Source organism: Croceibacterium xixiisoli (assembly GCF_009827305.1).
Taxonomy (GTDB): domain Bacteria; phylum Pseudomonadota; class Alphaproteobacteria; order Sphingomonadales; family Sphingomonadaceae; genus Croceibacterium_C; species Croceibacterium_C xixiisoli.
This window is the reverse complement of record NZ_WTYJ01000004.1, coordinates 313,179-332,744: the sequence shown is the minus strand read 5'-3', so window position 1 is coordinate 332,744 and position 19,566 is coordinate 313,179. Positions and strand designations below refer to the sequence as shown.

The following is a 19,566-nucleotide window of genomic DNA, read 5'->3' as shown; positions in this document are numbered from 1 at the left end:
TCCGGAGCCTTGAGACCCCCGGACCAGGCGCCGTCGCCCACATGTCCCTTCATCAAAAAACAACAATGTCAAAGATCCCAACCAAAATACTACAGCGGACAACCATCCCTCCCCGATTTCCACCGGGGGTCCGGTTATCCGTCCAATCTTGGCGACCACCCCGAAGTCCAGCCCGTCAGGCCGGCGTCTCCGCTGCGGTGAGAGGGCATATATGGAGGGCATAAGATTCGGTCAATGGCTTTTTTCGCAGAAAATTCATTCGGTCATCAGAATGTCAGATTGATCCGAAACTGCCCCCTGCAACCACGCCGGGCCATGCCTGGGCGCCAAAATGCCCCCCTCTCCCTTTGCAAGAAAGGGCGCCCCTTCCGGAAGCGCCCTTGCCCTTTACCGGCCCCAGTCCTCATTCGCCCGAGCGATCAAATAGGAATGGATCGCCTTGGCCTGATCCGCGTCGATGATGTCGGAAAAGCTGGCCATTCCCTTGTCGACATAGATCCCGCGCAACACGATATCGGCGAATTTGCCATGGGTATCGGCACTCATGTGCCGCAGATCCTTCACCCCGCCCACGGCATTCTGCCCATGGCACACGGCGCAGGTCTGGCCATAGAGCTGCGCCCCACGGGTGATCTCCGCCTCGCTCGCCCGCAGGGCTGGTGGCGGCGGCACTGGTTCCTTGGCCGCGAGTGCCGGCAATTGCGCCGTTCCGCCCAGCTTGAACACCAGCAACCGAGCTGATGAACGGGGCAGTTCGGTGCCGCTGGCCTGTTCGATCTGCGCGGCGCCCCCGCCCCAGCCGGCGTTCACGGCGATATATTGCTCGCCATCCACTTCATAGCTGATGCCACCGGCCACCGGCGCGCTCTGGGTCGGGAATTCCCACAACACCCGGCCCGTCCGGGCATCGAAAGCGGCGAAGGTCTGCTTCGTCGTCCCCTCGAACACCAGATCGCTGGCGGTCACGAACACCCCGCCATTGCCATGCCGGGGCAGTTCCACCTGCCAGGCAATCCGCTGGCGCACGGGATCGTAGGCTGTCAGCCACGCTTTCTCCACACTGTTGGCCTCTGCCTGCAATTCCGCCCGGCGCTGGGCCAGTTCGGGCCCATAACCGCCCCAGCCGCTGTTGGATCGGCGCGGTTGCGGCACCCAATCGGGCTGCAGCGCGAAGACGAAGCCGGACTGATAGGCCGGGAAATAGGCCAGACCCGTGCGCGGGCTGAACGCCATGGGGAACCAGTTGTGCGCCCCGCCCGGTCCCGGGAACACCAGCGTCGGGTCAAAGCCATAGCGGACCGCCGGATTGTCGATCGGCCGGCCATTGGCGTCGAAACCCAGGTTCCAATTGGTCTTCACATGCTCGCCGGCGCTGATGAATTCGCCGGTCGCCCGGTCCAGCACATAGAAGAACCCGTTCTTGGGCGCCTGCATCAGCACGCTGCGCGGCTTCCCGTCGATCTCCAGCTCGGCGCTGATGATCGAGCTGGTGCAGGTGTAATCCCATTCTTCGCCCGGGTTCATCTGGTAATGCCAGACATATTCACCCGTGGTGGCATTGAGCGCCACGATCGAACAGACGAACAGATTGTCGCCCTGGTTCTCGCTGCGATAGAAGCGCGAATGCGGGGAGGCATTGCCCGTGCCGACATAAACCAGGTTCAGTTTGGGATCATAGGCGATGGCGTCCCATGGATTGGCCCCGCCACCCAGTTCCCAGTATTTTTCCCCGTGCCAGGTCTGGCGGATTCGCTCCATGATTGGGTCGGAGGCTTCGCCATCGGGCCCATCGGCAGGGTTGCCGGGGGCGAGGAAGAACTTCCACACCTTCTCCCCGGTATCGGCATCCCAGGCGGACACGAAACCGCGCACCCCGAAATCGCCCCCGCTCTGCCCCACCACCACCTTGCCGTCGAACACGCGCGGCGCACCGGTAATGGTATAGGGAAAATCATCGCCGAAGGTGCGGGCGGACCAGATTTCGGTGCCGGTCTTGCGGTCCAGCCCGATCAACCGCCCGTCCAGCGTGGCAATGATGACCTTGTCCTTCCACATCGCCAGCCCGCGCGAAACCGGCTCGCAACAGGAAAACCGCGCCATTTCGCGCGGCACCTTGGGATCGAAGGTCCAGAGCTTCTGCCCGGTCTTCGCGTCATAGGCGGTCGTCACATTGAAGGCGCTGATGTTGTAGAGCACCCCATCGGCATAGATCGGCGTGCCTTCCACCCCCCGGAAGGTGTCGAGATCGGCATACCAGGCCAGGCCCAGCTGGTTGACGTTACCGGCATTCACCTGCGTCAGCGGGCTGTAGCGCTGGGCCGAATAATCGCGGCCGTCGCTCGGCCATTCGCCGGCCGCCGGGCTCGCCAGAGGGTCGGCGGACACCGCACGGGCAACGGGCGCGCCGGCGCTGCCCTGCGCAGCGGCGCAACCGGCCAGCACCATGGCCGTCGCGGCCAGAATGGCCCCACCCCGGAAAGCGGCCTGTCGGATCATCGTGTTCATCGCTTCAATTTCCTGCAGCAGGCTGCGCGGCGGCGGCGCCGGGCTCGAACATCGGCTGCGCGCCATTCACCGTGCGGCCGACGGTCAGCGATTGTTGCTGCTCCGCAGTCCCCGGCGCCCGGAAATAGGCACCCACTTCGCCCGGATCGGCACGGAAGACATTCCCGCTCACCGGATTGGGATAGTGAAACGGCACGATGTAATAGGCCGGATAGGTCAGATAAACGACCGAGGGCGGCAAATCGGGCGGCGGATCGAACTTGTCCGGCCAGGTGTTGTTGAGCGCGTTTTTGCCCCAGCCATCCCAATTGGTGTACATGGTGAAGGGGCCGCTCAGCCGGCTGATCTTCCACACCCCGTCTTCCTTGACGAAGCTGTCTTCATACAGCGGCAGGCCCCAGCCGCTGTTGGCCATCACATAGGCCCGGCCCCGCAGCCAGCCGGTGGTGCCATCGGTCGACACATCGGGGATGGTCTGGAACTGCATATGGTTGACCAGCAGCCCCTCCTTCGCGCCATCGGGCCCAAAGGCGGTCTGCATATATTCGAGCACCCGGGCCCGACCGACGAAAATCCCCTTCCCGCCGATTTCCAGCGTCGCATTTTCGGCAAACAGATTGGACAGCTGCGTCCACTGCCCCTTGTCCACGAAATAGCCATACAGGCGCTGCAGTTGTTCGATCTGGTTGAGATCTTCCAGCCGGGTGATCCGCCGGTCGAGATCGGCCAGAACCTGCTCGCCGGCCTGCTCGCCCGCTGGCGCGCCGATCTGCGGCTCAATCTGCTCCTGGGCGTGCAAATGCGCAGGCAGGGCGCAAAATGCGCAGGCAGCGCGCAGCAGGCGCAGGGTGTTTTTCGCTGTCCGCATCACTTGCGCCCCACCACATTGTCGGCCGGCTGCGGAATATCCGACAGCGGCTGCCCGGTTACCGGATGATCGAAACTGAACGGCGGAATATAGGCGCCCGGCAGTGATCGATAGACCTCCGTCGGCGGAGAATCGGGCGGAAACAATGCGCTAACGCCATCCATCGGCAAAGCGGACTTCATCCAGCCGGCGTCGTAATCCGTGGTGGCCGTGACATAGAAATGCAGCTTCGCGATCTTCCAGACACCGCCTTCCTTCACATAGGAATTCTCGTAAATCCCCACCCCCCACTGCCCGTTCGCCCCCGGCCTCGCCAACATCACCATCCCCTGCCAACGGGCCGTGGCGGTCCGTCCATCGGGCGCGACGTCGATAATTGCCTGCAATTGCATATGGTTGTTGAGGTAACCCTGCCCCAACCCCTGCGGCCCGAACAGCAACAGCGCCCGGGCAATGCGATCCTGCCCGACATAAACCCCGCGCTGGCCATATTCGAAACTGCCATTGCGGCTGAACAACTGGGAGACTTCGGCCCAGAGCCCCTTGTCGAAATAATAGCCATACATGGCCTGCAGGTTTTCGATCGCATCGCGATCTTCCAGCCGTTCGACTCGCTCCCGATAGGCAGCGATGCGTGCGCTCATGCTCTCCTGCGCAGCGGCAGGAATCGCGAGCAAAAGCAAGGCACTGGCGGCAATTGCGGTGCGGATCATCGGGCCGCCTCCACCCGCCGGCCCGTGACCGGATGCGGCGCCTGAAACGGAGGAATCTGCACCTCGGGAAAAGCCGGCAGCGCAGCGCTGGCCGGCCTATCCGGCGGAAAATCCAGCGAAGTCTGGCTGCGCTGCAGGCCTTCGCCCGGCTGCAGCCGCGCCCAACCACGTTCATAGGGGGCGACGAAATTGACATAGAGGCGCAGCGTGCGGATCTTCCACACGCCATCTTCCTTCACATAAGCATTTTCATAAATGCCGTCGCGCCATTCGGCATGTTGCTTGTACTGCCCCAGCATCCCATGATCGCGCCAGCGCGCCGTGGCGCTCAGTCCGTCGCCGGCGATATCGACTGCCGGTTGCAGGGTTACCCATTCGTTGAGCTGGCCGTAAATCAGCCCTTCCTGCCCGCCATGCAAGCGGCGCAGATACTCACGGATCCGATCGCGCCCGACATAAATGCCGTCAATGCCGATTTCGACCGTCCCATCATCGGTGAACAGATCAGCCGCCTCGCCCCACAGCCCGCGATCAACGTAATAGGCGAAGGCGCGCTGCAGCTTCTTGACCGCGCGCGTCCCTTCCAGCCTGTCGACCCGTGCGCTCAGCGCATTGATTTCACGCAATTCCTCAGCCGATTGCGCCGCAGCCGGCATGGCTGGCACGAGCAGCGCCGCACCGGTGATCAATGCTGCAGCCAAGCGCAGATTGCGGTCCCTCCCAGGCACAGCTCCACGCATTTTCAGGACGAATCCTGCCACCTCTGCCATCCCCATACCTCTCTGTCGGGCGCGTTTCCGCCCTTTGCCGGCATGATAGGCAGACTGGTGGTGAAGGGAAGTCCCGTACTGGAAATCCGAACAGGTGATAATTGGAAATGGGCGGCGTCAGGCCCCGGTGACGGGATTGGCCAGCGCATCGGCCAACCAGGCGCGCGCAACCTGCCAGCGGCGCTTCACCGTGGGTTCGGAACAACGCATCACATGGGCGATATCGCCGATGCTCATGCCTCCGAAATAGCGCATCTCGACGATTTCGGCGAAGGCCGGCTCGATCGCTTCCAGCCGGATCAGTGCGGAATCAAGTTCATGCAGGTCGAACTGCACCTCCCCTTCGATGCGCGTGTTCAGTTCCACCCTCTCACCCTTGCGGCGGCCGGCATTGGCGGCGCGCACGTGATCGATCAGCACATTGCGCATCAGCCGCGAAGACAGCGCCACAAAATGTGCGCGATCGGCGAGCTGCATATTTTCCGCCTTCAGCAGGCGAGTGACTGCCTCATTGATCAGCTCATGGGTGGACAGCGATGAATTGTGCTGCCGCCGCAGCCGGGCGGCTGCGATCTGCTTGAGTTCGGGCAGCAACCGCACGATCAGCTTGTCCCGCGCGGTCAAATCGCCTTCGCGCCACGCCAGGATCAGATCCTCCGTCTGCGAGACAAATGGTGCGGGCGGGTGTGTTTCCATGGTTACCGGCAGGATTGTTTCCCCTGCCCCGCTTGTCAAAACTATTTGGCGCAAAATTGCGATAGCGGCCCATTCCGGGGCTGATCCCCAGGGTCACGACCACCAACAAGAAAGGGCGGATCACCGAAGTGACCCACCCCATCCTGCCCGTCCCGCGGGAGCAGCGGGATCCGGCAGCTTCTGCTAGCTGCCGGCGGGGGGATAGGCGACGCCCATCTGTTCCAGATAGGACGCATATTTGCTGGGATCGTAATAGAACGGTTCGATCTTGGGGCGCAGCCGCTCCATCACTTCGGTGTTCAGATGGATCGCCGGCTGCGTTTCCGGCGTCAGCACGGGGTCATAGCTGCCTTCGGCAAACTGGACTTCCTGCTGATATTTCTTCGCATCGGTAACCAGCTTGGGCGTGGTCAGCAGGTCGAGCACCGTCATGGACACCGCCTTCGCCCCGGCCACGGCGCCCTTGTGCGCGATCGGCGTGGCCATCGCGATGGCGGAGGTCGTGTGGTGGCCGATCATGCTGGGGATGTTCGATGGGAAACGGATGGTGATGGTCGGCACCTTCCACATGATGTCGCCGATATCATCCGAACCGCCTCCCAGGCTGGCCCCGGTATTCGGCGGGCGCAGCGGGCTGACTTCAGTGGCCAGCGGCGCGATCGGGCGGTTGTTGGCCGCCTGCGCGGCACGGGCGAAAGCGCGGTCCGCGTCGCTCCATTGCGGCATGCCGACCGCTTCCATGTTCAGCTGTGCAGCCTCGGCCATCGGGCGATTGCCGTGCTGAGGTGCGGCATAGCCCAGAATCCGGCTTTCCACCGTGGTGTCGGTCGCCAGAGCAGCAGCCTGCGAAATACGGTTGCCGGTTTCATAGAGGCTGCGGATGGAATCGAATTCCCGCTCACGGAAATAATACCAGACCGACGCGACATCGGGAACGATGTTCGGCTGCCCGCCGCCCTGGGTGATCACATAGTGCGAGCGCTGGGTAGGATAGAGATGTTCGCGACGGAAATTCCACGCCGTGTTCATGATTTCCACCGCATCGAGCGCGCTGCGCCCCATCCAGGGCGATGCACCGTGTGACGTCTGCCCGTGGAAAGTATATTCCACCGAGACCATGCCATTGCCGCCGCCATCGCCATAGCCGGTGCTGAAATTGCTGCCGACATGGGTGAAGATGCAGGCATCGACATCATCGAACAGCCCTTCGCGCACAAAGAACGCCTTGGTCGCCAGCAGTTCTTCGGCAATGCCCGGCCAGATCATCAGCGTGCCGCTGATATTGTGCTTCTGCATGACATCCTTGGTCGCCAATGCGGCAGCAACGATCAGCGGCATCCCGCTGTTATGCCCTTCGCCATGGCCCGGCGCGCCTTCGACCTGCGGCTTCAGTTCCGGCGAGCCCGGCACCTGGCTGAGGCCGAGGAGGCCATCGACGTCGCTGCCCAGCGCGATCTTCGGCCCGCCTGAACCGTGGGTCCAGGTCGCGGTCCAGGCCGATGGAATACCGGCCACGCCCTTTTCAATGGTGAAGCCCTGCTGTTCCAGGATGGTGGTGATATATTCCTGGGTCTTGAATTCCTGGAAGCCGGGCTCAGCGAAGGAATAGATGGAATCGACCATTTCCTGGACCAGCTTGGCCCGGCTGTCGACACCGGCGCTGGCTTCACGCTTCATGGCGACCGGTGCAGCGGCATGGGCCGTCGTGGCCAATGGGCCTGAAACGGTTCCGGCGAGAGTTACAGCTGTCAGGGCAGTGACCGCCAGCAAATGGCGCTGAAGCAGACGTTTCATGGCATCATCTTCCTTGCTCTCAACGATTGAAATGATTTTTGGAGTTGCGGCTCAATTGGTGGCCGGCGGGTAGGCGATGCCGAGCTGATCGAGATAAGACTCGTATTTGCTGGGATCGTAGTAGAACGGCTCCATCTTCGGGCGCAGTCGCTCCATCACTTCGGTGTTCAGATGGATCGCCGGCTGGGTTTCCGGGGTCAGCACCGGATCATAGGTTGCTTCGGCAAACTGCACTTCCTGCTGGAACTTCTTCGCCTCGGCCACCAGGCTCGGGGTCGTCAGCAGATCCAGCGCCGTCATCGCGACGGCCTTGGCCCCGGTCACTGCACCCTTGTGCGCGATCGGCGTAGCCATCGCGATGGCAGAGGTGGTGTGATGGCCGATCATGTTGGGAATGTTCGACGGGAACCAGATGGTGATCGTCGGGACTTTCCACATGATATCGCCGATATCGTCCGAACCGCTGCCCAGGCTGGGGCCGGTGAAGGCCGGCGTCAGCGGGCCGACTTCGGTCGCCAGCGGCTTGAGCGGGCGGTTGTTTGCCGTCTGCACCGCGCGGGTGAAGGCCTGATCCGCTTCGGTCCACTGCGGCATGCCGATGGCCTGGATATTGGCATAGGCGGCCTCTGCCATCGGGCGGTTGCCGTAATTGGGTGCTGCATAACCCAGGATCCGGCTTTCGACCGTGGTGTCGGTCGCCATGGCCGCAGCCTGAGAGATGCGGTTGCCGATTTCATAAAGGCTGCGCACCGAACTGAATTCGCGTTCGCGGAAGTAATACCAGACCGATGCCTTGTCAGGCACGATGTTGGGCTGTCCGCCACCTTCGGTGATCACATAATGCGAGCGCTGTGAGGGGAAGAGATGTTCGCGACGGAAGTTCCACGCCGTGTTCATGATTTCGACCGCGTCGAGCGCGCTGCGACCCATCCATGGCGCACCGGCGCTGTGCGAGGTCTGGCCGCTGAACGTATATTCGACCGACACCATGCCATTGAGGCCGCTGTCGCCCCAACCGGTGCCCAGTGTGCTGGAAACATGGGTGAAGATGCTGGCATCCACATCATCGAACATGCCGGCGCGAACGAAGAAGGCCTTGGTCGCCAGCAGTTCTTCGGCAATCCCCGGCCAGATCATCAGCGACCCGTTGAGGTTGTGCTTTTCCATGGCCGCCTTGGTGGCGAGCGCGGCGGCCACGATCAGCGGCATTCCGCTGTTGTGCCCTTCGCCATGGCCCGGCGCGCCTTCCACCTGCGGCTTGAGTTCAGGCGAACCCGGCACCTGGCTGAGGCCGAGCAGACCATCGACATCGCTGCCCAGGGCGATCTTCGGTCCACCGGTGCCGCGCGTATAGGTGGCCGTCCAGGCGGAAGGAATGCCGGCCACACCCTTTTCAATGGTGAAGCCGTTCTGTTCCAGAATGGTGGTGATATATTCCTGGGTCTTGAATTCCTGGAAGCCGGGTTCGGCAAAGGAATAGAGGGAATCGACCATCTCCTGCACCTGCTTGGCGCGGCCGTCGATATCGGCGCTGACTTCCCGCTTCATCGCCTGGGGTGCGGCGGCGGCGGCGGGAACCGCCATGCCGCTGACCAGCACGGCCGCCGCAAAGGCATTTACGGAAAGAAGGCGACGCCCGAACCCATTCTTCATGGAAATCATTTTCCTTGTCTGATTTTCGACCGATATCCCTGTTCGGGGCTGTCCGGCGGCAGTCGATCACGCCGCGCCGGATACTGCCGGCGGGCGGCCCGCCACAGGGCTGCTTCCGCTGGCAGGGCATGCCCCGGCCAGGACCGGAACATGTCTTTGACCATGGATCATGTGTGCAGGCAGGACCGGCAGATCATGCGACGATTTCCAAGATCATCGCCGGCCCTCCCCCCTCAATTGCCGGCGACCGGAGCCGGCGGGTAAGGAATGCCCAGCTGTTCGAGGTAGGACGCATATTTGCTGGGATCGTAATACAGCGGCTCCAGCTTCGGGCGAAGCCGTTCCATCACTTCGGTGTTCAGATGGATGGCCGGCTGCGTTTCGGGCGTCAGCACCGGATCATAGGTCGCGGAAGCGAACTGGACTTCCTGCTGGTACTTCTTCGCTTCGGTCAGCAATTGCGGTGTGGTCAGCAGGTCGAGCACGGTCATGGCCACGGCCTTGGCCCCGGTGACGGCGCCCTTGTGCGCGATCGGGGTCGCCATGGCGATTGCCGCCGTCGTGTGGTGACCGATCATGCTGGGAATGTTGGACGGGAAACCGATGGTGATCGTTGGCACTTTCCACATGATGTCACCGATATCGTCCGAACCGCCGCCCAGACTGACGCCTTCGATGGGCCCGCGCAGCGGAGCCACTTCGGTTGCCAACGGGGTGATTGGGCGATTGTTGGCCACCTGCGCGGCGCGGGCGAAGGCCTGATCGGCTTCGGTCCAGGTCGGCATGCCCACGGTCTGGATGTTGAGCTGCGCAGCCTCGGCCATCGGGCGGTTCCCATGGTTTGGTGCCGCATAACCCAGGATCCGGCTTTCCACCGTGGTATCGGTCGCCATGGCCGCCGCCTGCGAAATCCGGTTGCCGGTTTCATAGAGGGCGCGGATGGAGGGGAATTCGCGTTCACGGAAATAATACCAGACCGACGCCTTGTCCGGCACGATGTTCGGCTGCCCGCCGCCCTGGGTGATCACATAATGCGAACGCTGGGTGGGATAGAGATGTTCGCGGCGGAAGTTCCACGCCGTGTTCATGATTTCCACCGCGTCGAGCGCGCTGCGGCCCATCCAGGGGGCGCCGGCGCTGTGCGAGGTCTGGCCGCTGAAGGTGTATTCGACCGACACCATGCCGTTGCCGCCATTGTCTCCCCAGCTTGTACCCAGCCGGTTGCCGACATGGGTAAAGATGCAGGCATCGACATCGTCGAACAGCCCTTCACGCACGAAGAAGGCCTTGGTCGCCAGCAGTTCTTCGGCAATCCCCGGCCAGATCATCAGCGTGCCGCTGATGTTGTGCTTCTGCATCGCATCCTTGGTCGCCAATGCGGCGGCAACGATCAGCGGCATCCCGCTGTTATGCCCTTCGCCATGACCCGGCGCGCCCTCAACCTGCGGCTTCAGTTCCGGCGAACCCGGCACCTGGCTCAGGCCAAGCAGGCCATCGACATCGCTGCCCAGTGCAATCTTCGGGCCGCCCGAACCATGCGTCCAGGTCGCGGTCCAGGCCGAAGGAATACCGGCCACACCCTTTTCAATGGTGAAGCCCTGCTGTTCCAGAATGGTGGTGATATATTCCTGGGTCTTGAATTCCTGAAAGCCGGGTTCGGCAAAGGAGTAGATGGAATCGACCATTTCCTGAACCAGCTTGGCCCGGCCGTCGATATCGGCGCTGACTTCGCGCTTCACCGCCGGTGATGCCGCAGCATAAGCAGGAGTGGCCAGCGGAGCGGCCAGCGCAACCGAAGTCAGAGCGGTTACTGCCAGCAAATGGCGCTGAAGCAGGGATTTCATGGCATCATCTTCCTTGTTTTTGAAACAGCGGGTCACGAAATCAGAAGAGGCGGGACCTTGCGGCCCCGCCTCTTCATTTGGCTTAATACTGGAGGCTGACACCCAGGCGGAACACCCGGCCAAAGGTATCGAACTGGCTGCGTGCCGTTTGCGGGTAAGCAGGCGTGTTGTTCCCGTCTGGTCCGTTGCCGGTCAGCACCGGATCCCGATCGAACAGGTTGCGGATCGCGATAAAGGCGCGAGCCTTGCTCGGACCGACTTCGAAGCTGTAGTTCGCGTTGAAGTCGAAATAGAGCGAACCCTTAACGTCGTTTTCATTGATGGTGCGGTTGATCGGATCCGTAGCCGGGCAAGCCGTGGTGCATTCAATGAAGTCATTGTCGATGACCATGTCGGAGAAGCCACGGCCGATCATGTTGAGTTCGAAGCCGCTGTCGAAGGCATAACCGATCTGTGCACGGTAGGTCAGCTTCGGAAGCGACCGGGTTCCGGCCGAGTCATTGGGCGCTTCAAAACCGGTGTCGGTGATGTTCTGGAGATAGTAAGTTGCCAGACCGCGCAGCGACAGTTTCCCTGCCCCCAGAGCCATCCGATAGCTGGCTTCGAAATCGTAGCCCTTCACGTGCTGGCTCGCGAAGTTCATGTAGGTCTGATTAATGAAGGTGATGTCGGTGGTCGAACCTGCCGCGTATATGATGTTGTCGCAGAAGGCCTGAACATTCTGTTCGAAACAAAGGTTGGCGGTGTTCTGCGAAGAAACCGAGTCAATCGAGTCTGTCACCTTGATGTCGAAATAGTCGATCGCCGCTGCGAAACCGTCAAGGAAGGTCGGGGTAAAGACGATCCCTGCACCATAGGTCTTGGCGACTTCAGGCTTCAGATTGAGATTGCCGGTAAAGTTCTGGATGAACTCTTCTGCCCGCAGACCGCCTGAGCCATCGGGAACGTTGACCGAGTTGGTCCGCGCCGTCCCCGGATCGAACAGTTCCGAGAGGTTGGGTGCGCGAATATCGCGCGAAACCGTACCACGGAACCTGATGTCATCGATCGGCTGCCAGGTAAGACCTGCCTTCCAGGTGGAGACCGTCCCGGAAATCGAATAATCCGTTACGCGGAACGCGCCGTTGAATTCGACCCCATCATACAGCGGCACGATGGTTTCGGCATAAGCTTCCTTCACATTGTAGGAGCCCTTGGTGACGCGGAAGTTACCATAAAGCCAAGTCGCAGTAGTGCTGTACTGGTTCTCGTCAGTGTAGCCATCGACAGATTCTTCCCGATACTCGGCGCCGAATGCCAGAGCGATCGGACCAGCCCAGCCTTCGAACAGGCGCGGGGTCGAGAAGTTGAAGCCTGCCACGTCCTGGCCGATGTACTGTTCGCGTTCCGGATAGATGGCGAAGAGGAAGTCCTTGGCTTCCTGAGTAACGCCACCAACGCCGATACGATTGATCGGGACACAGCCGGGCAGATCATTGGTCAGATTGGCATCGATGTTCACCCGGCAGACTATGTTGCCTTCGCCGTCGAACACCGCATCCTGCATGGCTGCCATACGTGGATTAAACCAGGTGTCGGTAAGCGTTTCACGGGTCTTGGTCTTGCCGTGCTGATAATAGACATCCCAGTCGATATCCCTTCCGAACAGGGAGAAGCGACCTTCACCGCCAACCACATAACGCTGCACTTCACGGCCGGTGTCGGCGCCCGAACCGGTGATCCCGGCGTTGGACGTCCCCATGGTGATGCTGGTCAGGCCTTGTGCGATCATCTGATCGCGAACCTGTGTAGGCAGGAAAGCATTGTCGACCGCGATGGATACACCCACGCTCGGCGTCTGCTGATAGATCGAATAACCCTTGAACTTGTTGTAGCTGGCCTGACCGAACACCGTCAGCCAATCCGCCACTTCAAAGCTGGCCCGCCCGAATACCGAGATACGGTCTTCATCGTTGGCGAGCGAGTTGGAACCAGCGTGATTGGCGCTGGTGACCTGATAGTCGCCGCCGACCATCCACTGGCCGCTGACCAGACCGCGAGCCAGCTGGTTGACACTGGCCTGACCATTGGCGCCGATATTGCCGAAATAGGTGTTGGTCAACGAGCATCCCGACACTGCGCCGGCCGCGTTGCGGCAACCGGTAATCAGACCACCCGGGGTGAAGTTGGACGAACCGACGCCAGACAAGATCAGTCGTTCGGGCTGGCCATTCGTGGCGGTGTAGTTCGGGTTGTTGATCTGGAACACGCCGTTGTTGTTCCAGGCGCGATCGATCGAGTGGACGCCTTCCTGGGTGAAATATTCACCGCTGAGGATCACATGGCCACGCCCGCCCGCAAAGCTGGTGCCGGCAGTCAGCGACATCTTGTGGTTGGGAATGTCACCGTAGGTGGTGATACCGTATTCGTAATCGGCCTTGATGCCGGTGAAATCCTTGTCGAGGACAAAGTTCACCACGCCGGCGACAGCGTCCGAACCATAGGCGGAGGACGCGCCGCCGGTCACGACTTCAACACGCTCGATCAATGCCTGCGGGATGGTGTTGACGTCGACGAGTCCAGTCGAGGTGGAAGAAACAGAGCGCTTGCCGTCGATCAGGATCAGCGTGCGGTTCTGGCCGAGCGAACGCAGGTTCAGGGCGCTGACACCAGATGCGCCGTTGGAAAGGCTGCCGGAGTTGGAAACGGCCGTCTGACTGCCGCTGACCGAAGGAAGGGTGTTGACGAAATCGGCGATGTTGGCCGGTGCTTCATTGGCGATTTCCTGGGCGCTGATCACGCTGACCGGAGTCGGTGCATCATTGCCGTCGCGTACGATGCGCGAACCGGTAACCACGATGGGGGCTGCCTCTTCTGCCTCGGCGGGAGCAGCAGCATCCTGAGCCGAAACGGCACCAGGGAAGAGACCAAGCAGACCAGCAACACCGGCAACGCCAGTGAGAAGACGACCTTTCCGGATGGCGCCGGATTCTGAAGCAAAAGACTTGGAAACGAAAGAAATCCGCATGGATCAACTCCCTGTTATCAGGTGATAGTCGATCCTCCCCCTTGATCCTCTTATGTCCTGGTCAGCCAGCCCTCATTTATCGTTTTGCGATCGTGGCTCCCGGTGTGCCCTGACTATAATCCAAACCGCGAGGGGATATGCGGCTAAGTTGGATCGACATATCCCTAATGTCACCGCATTCCGTCATCAAATTGCCATACAATGCCGTAAACCTTCATCGATACGGCAGGTGATTTCCGATTCACTGCGCGTCACAGCCGATCTTCGATCACCACCGGGGCGACTCGCCGGCGCGCCACTTCCCGCAAAAGAAAGCTGGAACGGATTTTCGCGACGTAGGGCAGGTTCGACAATTCTTTGCGATAGACGCGGTCGTAATCGTCGAAGGACCGGACGTTGATCAGCATCATGAAATCGTTTTCGCCCGATATAAAGCTGCAGAAAGACATTGATGGGCATTCGATTACGGCGCGCTCAAATTCCATCAGCTTGCTCTCTGCCTGAGAACTAAGTTCGATCAGCACCAGCACCGTGATGGAATAACCCAGCATCTTCTGATCGATGACTGCAGAATATCCCGAGATAACCCCTTTATCTTCCAGTATCTTACGACGCCTAGCAGCCGCAGTGCTGGAAAGATTGACCTGATCGCCCAGGGCCACGTCAGCCGCTCGCCCGTCGACCACTAGCGAACGAAGGACTCGGAAATCTGTTCGGTCCAGATCGTTCAAGATGTTTTCTGAAGACATATCGATACCTTTTGATGGTTTCCGTCAATTTCTCTGCGAAACTAACCTGCATTTGGTGAGACTTGCAAGAGAGCGCGTGATAATCCTCTGACTATCCGGAGACTGGAGGGTTTCCGATCACACAGGCCTTGCAGGGGAAGCATGCAACATCGTCACAAAACCACGCCACACAGCGCGACATCACGCGCCCGGCAGGCCGGACGCACGCGCTTCCTGCGCAGTCTTGCCGTCGCCTTGCCGATTTATGTGCTGGCACAAGCCGGCCCTGCCTCCGCCCAGGAAGCACCACTGTTTCCCACCCGCGCCGTGGCCGACAAGGGAACGGTCCACTTCACCCTGCCCCGCGCCGCTGCTGACGGCATGTCCGGCTGCTACATCTATTCGTCTGCTCTGCGATCGGGTCTTGGTTCCTCCGAAGTTCGCCTCGATCGCGGCATGCTCGGCGATACGCAGCTGCTGTGCTTCCGCCGCATGGGCAACAAAGTTGCCGCCACTTTCGAAAACGCCACATTCCGTGCCACCGGCGATGCGATGACCACGCGCGGCGCACGCGAAAGCTTCACCCATTCCGTTGCCGCCATGCTCGATATCGCATCGGAAACATCTTCCGGCGATCTGGTGGTGGACATGGCGCCGCTGCTTTCCAGCGATGTGATCAAGATCGCTGATGCGCTGAATCGCGATGGCAAGGGCTTTCGCCCCGCTCCGCAGCACAGCGCGATCGATACCGCGTCACTGCGTGCCTTCCCCGACAATGTCGAAATCGACACCGTCCAGACTTTCACGTCGGACACGCCGGGCCGGCAAGCCTCTGCCGTTGGGCCCGATGCCAATCGCCCCAGCTTCATCGTCCATCACAGCTTCATTCGATTGCCCGACGATGGTTATCAGCCGCGCTTGGCCGATCCCCGCGCGCCGGCCTTCGGACCGATTGTCTATGACTATGGTTCGCCGCTCGGTCAGCCCGTGGCGGTGCAATTGGCCGCTCGCTTCCGCCTGGAAAAAACCGATCCGGCCGCAGCGCGATCGCCGGTCAAGAAGCCGATCGTCTTCTACATCGATCCCGCCGCACCGGAACCGGTGCGCAGCGCGCTGCGCGAAGGGGTCGATTACTGGAAACAGTCCTTTGATCGGGCCGGCTATATCGATGCCTTCCGCACGGAAATCCTGCCCGAAGGGGCGGACCCGATGGATATCCGTTACAACATGGTCCACTGGACCAACCGCCTGACGCGCGGCTGGTCTTACGGTGGCGGCATCATCGATCCGCGCACGGGTGAAATCATCCGTGGCAATGTGGTGCTGGGCGCGCTGCGGGTTCGGCAGGATATCGCCATTTTCGAAGGATTGGTCGGCACCGCCGAAAACGGCAGCGGCAGCGGCAATGATCCGGTCCGCGCCGCGCTGGACCGCATTCGCCAGCTGGGCGCGCATGAAGTGGGCCATGCGCTGGGCTTCATGCACAATTTTGCCGGCAGCACGCAAGATCGCACCAGCGTGATGGATTACCCACCGCCGCGCATCAAGCTGACCAATGGCCAGATCGATCTGTCCGATGCCTATGCCCAGGGCGGCGGCGTGTGGGACGATTTCTCGGTCGATTGGCTCTATGGCGCGCCGCCTCCGGGCGTGGATGCCGAAGCCCACGCCGCGCAGAAGGCGCTGGCCATCGCTGCAGCGGGCGTCAAATTCGTCACCGATATCGACGGCCGTTCGCCCGATTTGCCCAGCCCGATCGCCAGCATGTGGGATGATGGGCCCGAACCGGTTGCGGCACTGGCGCATATGATGGCCGTGCGCGATGTCGCCCTGGCGAATTTCGGCGACAAAACGCTGCTGCCGGGCGAACCGCTGGCGCATCTGCGGCGCAAGTTCGTGCCGGTTTGGCTGCTGCATCGTTATGATGTCGATGCTGCCGGCAAGCTGATCGGCGGGCTTGATTATGAATATGCGGTTCGCGGAGACAACCACCCCGACCCCAAGCCCTTTCCCGCCGCCCAGCAGCGGGCAGCCATTGCTGCGCTGATCGGCACGCTTGCCAGCAGCAAGCTGACCGTGCCCGACGCGCTGGTACCAAAACTGTCGGTCCCGATCCCGCGCACCAATGATATCCAGTTCAACAATGAAGTCTTCGCCAATGCTGGCGCGGCCGCATTCGATCCGCTGGTGGCCGCCGATGTCGCGGCCCAGATCACGCTCGACAGCCTGCTGGCTCCGTCGCGCCTGACGCGCGTCCATGAACAGAACCGTCGCGATACCAGCATGCCGGGTGTGGCCGAACTGGTCGACGCAATCGATCGCGACGTCATTTCCGCCCGCAGCGACGCGGTTGGTCGCCGTATTGCCTATCGGGCGCTGCTGACCATAGCCGAAACCCAGCGCGATCCGACAACATCGCCCGCCGTTGCCGCCATCCTGGCTGACCGGCTTGGTACCATCGGCACCAGGCTTGCCGCCAGCGGACGCGGTGAAGATGGCGAATGGGCCCGCTATATGTCCGGCCTGCTGAAGGATGATGCACGCCTGTCCGCCCTGCTTGGTCAGCGTCAGGCAGCCCCTGAAATCCCGCCCGGCATGCCGATTGGCGGTTCCACTGGTTGGTTCGGCGAGTCCACCGGCTGGTTCGACGAATAGGCCGCCGGACAGGACCGCCCACGTGCCCCCCGCCCCCTCCATCGACGATACCCGCAGCATCCTCTCCTATGCTGACCGCGAAACGTCGATTGGAGGGGGCACCCCGGCAGACGCTGCCGAGCGAAGAGAAACAGGCGCCGGATGACATCTCATCCTGCCATAGCAAACACCGTGTTGGGCAACTTGCGCCCGGGTCAGTCGATCGAGGCTTCCTCGCTCTGCTGCCCGGGCGCCCTTTTTTCCAGGTGGCCCACCATCAGCACGCCGGCAAATGAGTCGGCGATTTCTCTCGATAGGCCAGAGCAGACACGCCGCATACCATGGCCCACGACAATCATCCAACAGCTTGAAAATGAGCTTTCGCTGCAGAATCCATCAAAACATGGCTCGTTGGGGCCTGCATCATGACACGATTCCGGAAAGTTGTTGGCGATATCCCAACACCATCCTTGACCTTCACGCGGGAATTCTGGATGATCAGCCTGCTACCGGGGAGTTCGCTTCCTGGGCGTATCGTGGGAGAGCTCACATGTCCTGCCGGGCATGTGGCGCCGAAGGAGCAACCGCCCCGGAATCTCTCAGGCAAAAGGACCGCGATACGGTTACGGCACTCTGGAAAGCGGGCGGCCTTCGGGCTTCCCCACCCAAGGTGTAAGCTCGGGATTTCGGTCCCCTGCCAAACTCTCAGGTTACCCGACAGAGGGGGCGATGGTGAAGATGTCCGCAGCGGGCATCGCCATTGCATGTCGGGAGGCACCGGATGAGCGGTTCCGAAATCAATGTAGAAGACGCACGCCCTCTGCCGCTTGATGCATGGCATCGTGCCCAAGGTGGCCGCATGGTCCCCTTCGCCGGCTATTCCATGCCGATCCAGTACGAAGGGATCGTGGCCGAACACGAATGGACACGCCAGCATGCCGGCCTGTTCGACGTCAGCCACATGGGCCAGCTGCTGCTGTCCGGCCCCGGCACCGCCGCCGCACTGGAAAGCCTGCTGCCGGCCGATATCGCCGCGTTGAAGCCCGGCCGCATCCGTTATTCGCTGCTGCTGGCGGACGAAGGCGGCATCCTGGACGATCTGATGGTCACCAATATTGCCACCCCCGAAGGTTCGGAAGAATCCTTCTACATGGTGGTCAATGGCGCGACCAAGCATGATGACATCGCCCACATCCGCGCCCGTCTGCCCGAAGGGATTTCCTTCACTTATCTGACCGAACAGGCGCTGCTGGCGCTGCAGGGTCCGGAAGCGGCCGCGGTACTGGACGTGATCTTCCCCGGCATCGCCACCGAAGTCAGCTTCATGCAGCAGACCAGCCGGACCTGGAATGGCGCGACCATCGCGCTGGGCCGTTCGGGCTATACCGGCGAAGACGGCTTCGAAATCTCCCTGCCCGCAGCCATCGTCGCCGAATTCGCCGATGCGCTGCTCGCCGATGAACGTGTCAAGCCGATCGGCCTGGGGGCGCGGGATTCCCTACGGCTGGAGGCTGGCCTGCCGCTCTATGGGCATGACCTGAACCCGACAACCGATCCGGTTTCGGCCGATCTGACCTTCGCCCTGTCGAAGCGCCGCCGCGAAGCGGGCGGCTTCCCCGGGGCGGACCGGATCATCGCCCTGCTGACCGATGGTCCCCCGACCAAGCGGGTCGGCCTTGCTCTCGACGGGCGACTGCCCGCTCGCGAAGGCGCCCTTGTATTCGCCGGCGATGTCGAAGTGGGCGTGCTGACCTCGGGCGGATTTGCCCCGACCTGCGGCCACCCCATCGCCATGGCCTATGTCGATGCCGCGCATGCCGCCAACGGCACCGAACTATCGATTGAAGTCCGCGGACGCCGCCTTGCCGCGCGCGTCGCGCCGATGCCCTTTGTTGCCCACAATTACTACCGTGCAGGAGCCGTAAAATGACCCGCTATTTCACCGAAGAACACGAATGGATCGAAGTCGAGGGCGACACGGCCACGATCGGGATCACCGATTATGCGCAGGGTCAGCTGGGCGATCTGGTCTTCGCCGAAGTTCCCAAGCCCGGCACCTCCCTGGCCAAGGGCGGCGACGCTGCCGTGGTGGAATCGGTCAAGGCCGCATCGGATGTCTATTCCCCGGTCACCGGCACCGTGACCGAAGGCAATCCGGCCATCGAGGAAGACCCCGCGCTGATCAATTCCGATGCAGAGGGCGAAGGCTGGTTCTTCAAGCTGACCATCGCCGATCCGGCAGAGCTGGACGGGCTGATGGATGAAGCCGCTTACAAGGAATATGTCGCCGGTCTCGACTGATCGGTCCCGCATTCCATCTGACGTTCGTGGTTTCCGTCGGCCGTCGCCCTGAC

13 protein-coding genes and 1 riboswitch are annotated in these 19,566 nt (G+C 61.6%); of the genes, 3 read left to right on the top strand and 10 right to left on the bottom strand.

Features of this window, described 5'->3' with window-relative positions; genetic code table 11:
* Window positions 1-387: 387 nt before the first annotated feature.
* The 10 genes from GRI97_RS17425 to GRI97_RS17380 form a co-directional block, all read right to left on the bottom strand.
* Window positions 388-2,505, bottom strand: coding sequence for a PQQ-dependent dehydrogenase, methanol/ethanol family (locus GRI97_RS17425; protein ID WP_161392488.1), 2,118 nt, complete (start codon window positions 2,503-2,505; stop codon window positions 388-390).
* Between the two features lie 4 nt (window positions 2,506-2,509).
* Window positions 2,510-3,373 carry a nuclear transport factor 2 family protein gene (locus GRI97_RS17420; protein ID WP_161392487.1) on the bottom strand — a complete coding sequence of 288 codons (864 nt, stop codon included), beginning with the start codon at window positions 3,371-3,373 and terminating at the stop codon, window positions 2,510-2,512.
* Window positions 3,373-4,086 (bottom strand): nuclear transport factor 2 family protein, encoded by a 714-nt coding sequence (locus GRI97_RS17415; RefSeq protein WP_161392486.1) that lies wholly within the window; start codon window positions 4,084-4,086, stop codon window positions 3,373-3,375. Before GRI97_RS17415 ends, GRI97_RS17420 begins: the two co-directional genes overlap by 1 nt.
* Window positions 4,083-4,787 (bottom strand): nuclear transport factor 2 family protein, encoded by a 705-nt coding sequence (locus GRI97_RS17410; protein ID WP_161392485.1) that lies wholly within the window; start codon window positions 4,785-4,787, stop codon window positions 4,083-4,085. Before GRI97_RS17410 ends, GRI97_RS17415 begins: the two co-directional genes overlap by 4 nt.
* Before the next feature lie 186 nt (window positions 4,788-4,973).
* Window positions 4,974-5,552: an ECF-type sigma factor gene (locus GRI97_RS17405; RefSeq protein WP_161392484.1), complete on the bottom strand. Its 579-nt coding sequence runs from the start codon at window positions 5,550-5,552 to the stop codon at window positions 4,974-4,976.
* A gap of 183 nt (window positions 5,553-5,735) precedes the next feature.
* The gene (locus GRI97_RS17400) at window positions 5,736-7,346 is read right to left on the bottom strand and encodes an amidohydrolase (RefSeq protein ID WP_161392483.1); all 1,611 of its coding nucleotides are present in this window, start codon (window positions 7,344-7,346) and stop codon (window positions 5,736-5,738) included.
* A gap of 51 nt (window positions 7,347-7,397) precedes the next feature.
* Window positions 7,398-8,999 (bottom strand): amidohydrolase, encoded by a 1,602-nt coding sequence (locus tag GRI97_RS17395; protein WP_161392482.1) that lies wholly within the window; start codon window positions 8,997-8,999, stop codon window positions 7,398-7,400.
* A gap of 233 nt (window positions 9,000-9,232) precedes the next feature.
* A complete protein-coding gene (locus GRI97_RS17390) occupies window positions 9,233-10,843 on the bottom strand; it encodes an amidohydrolase (RefSeq protein WP_161392481.1) in 1,611 nt (536 codons plus the stop codon).
* 82 nt (window positions 10,844-10,925) lie between these two features.
* Window positions 10,926-13,679, bottom strand: coding sequence for a TonB-dependent receptor plug domain-containing protein (locus tag GRI97_RS17385; protein WP_328598588.1), 2,754 nt, complete (start codon window positions 13,677-13,679; stop codon window positions 10,926-10,928).
* 422 nt (window positions 13,680-14,101) lie between these two features.
* Window positions 14,102-14,581, bottom strand: a complete 480-nt coding sequence (locus GRI97_RS17380) for an Lrp/AsnC family transcriptional regulator (RefSeq protein ID WP_235917927.1) — start codon at window positions 14,579-14,581, stop codon at window positions 14,102-14,104.
* A gap of 159 nt (window positions 14,582-14,740) precedes the next feature.
* Between GRI97_RS17380 and GRI97_RS17375 the strand changes: the two genes are divergently transcribed.
* From GRI97_RS17375 to gcvH, 3 genes are all read left to right on the top strand, one after another.
* Window positions 14,741-17,233: a zinc-dependent metalloprotease gene (locus GRI97_RS17375; protein WP_161392478.1), complete on the top strand. Its 2,493-nt coding sequence runs from the start codon at window positions 14,741-14,743 to the stop codon at window positions 17,231-17,233.
* A gap of 506 nt (window positions 17,234-17,739) precedes the next feature.
* Window positions 17,740-17,837, top strand: a riboswitch (glycine riboswitch).
* Between the two features lie 156 nt (window positions 17,838-17,993).
* Complete coding sequence (gene gcvT / locus GRI97_RS17370; protein ID WP_161392477.1) at window positions 17,994-19,142, top strand: glycine cleavage system aminomethyltransferase GcvT; 1,149 nt, start codon at window positions 17,994-17,996, stop codon at window positions 19,140-19,142.
* Complete coding sequence (gcvH, locus tag GRI97_RS17365) at window positions 19,139-19,513, top strand: glycine cleavage system protein GcvH (protein WP_161392476.1); 375 nt, start codon at window positions 19,139-19,141, stop codon at window positions 19,511-19,513. The genes gcvT and gcvH overlap by 4 nt, the downstream gene beginning before the upstream one ends.
* The last annotated feature ends 53 nt before the right edge of the window (window positions 19,514-19,566 follow it).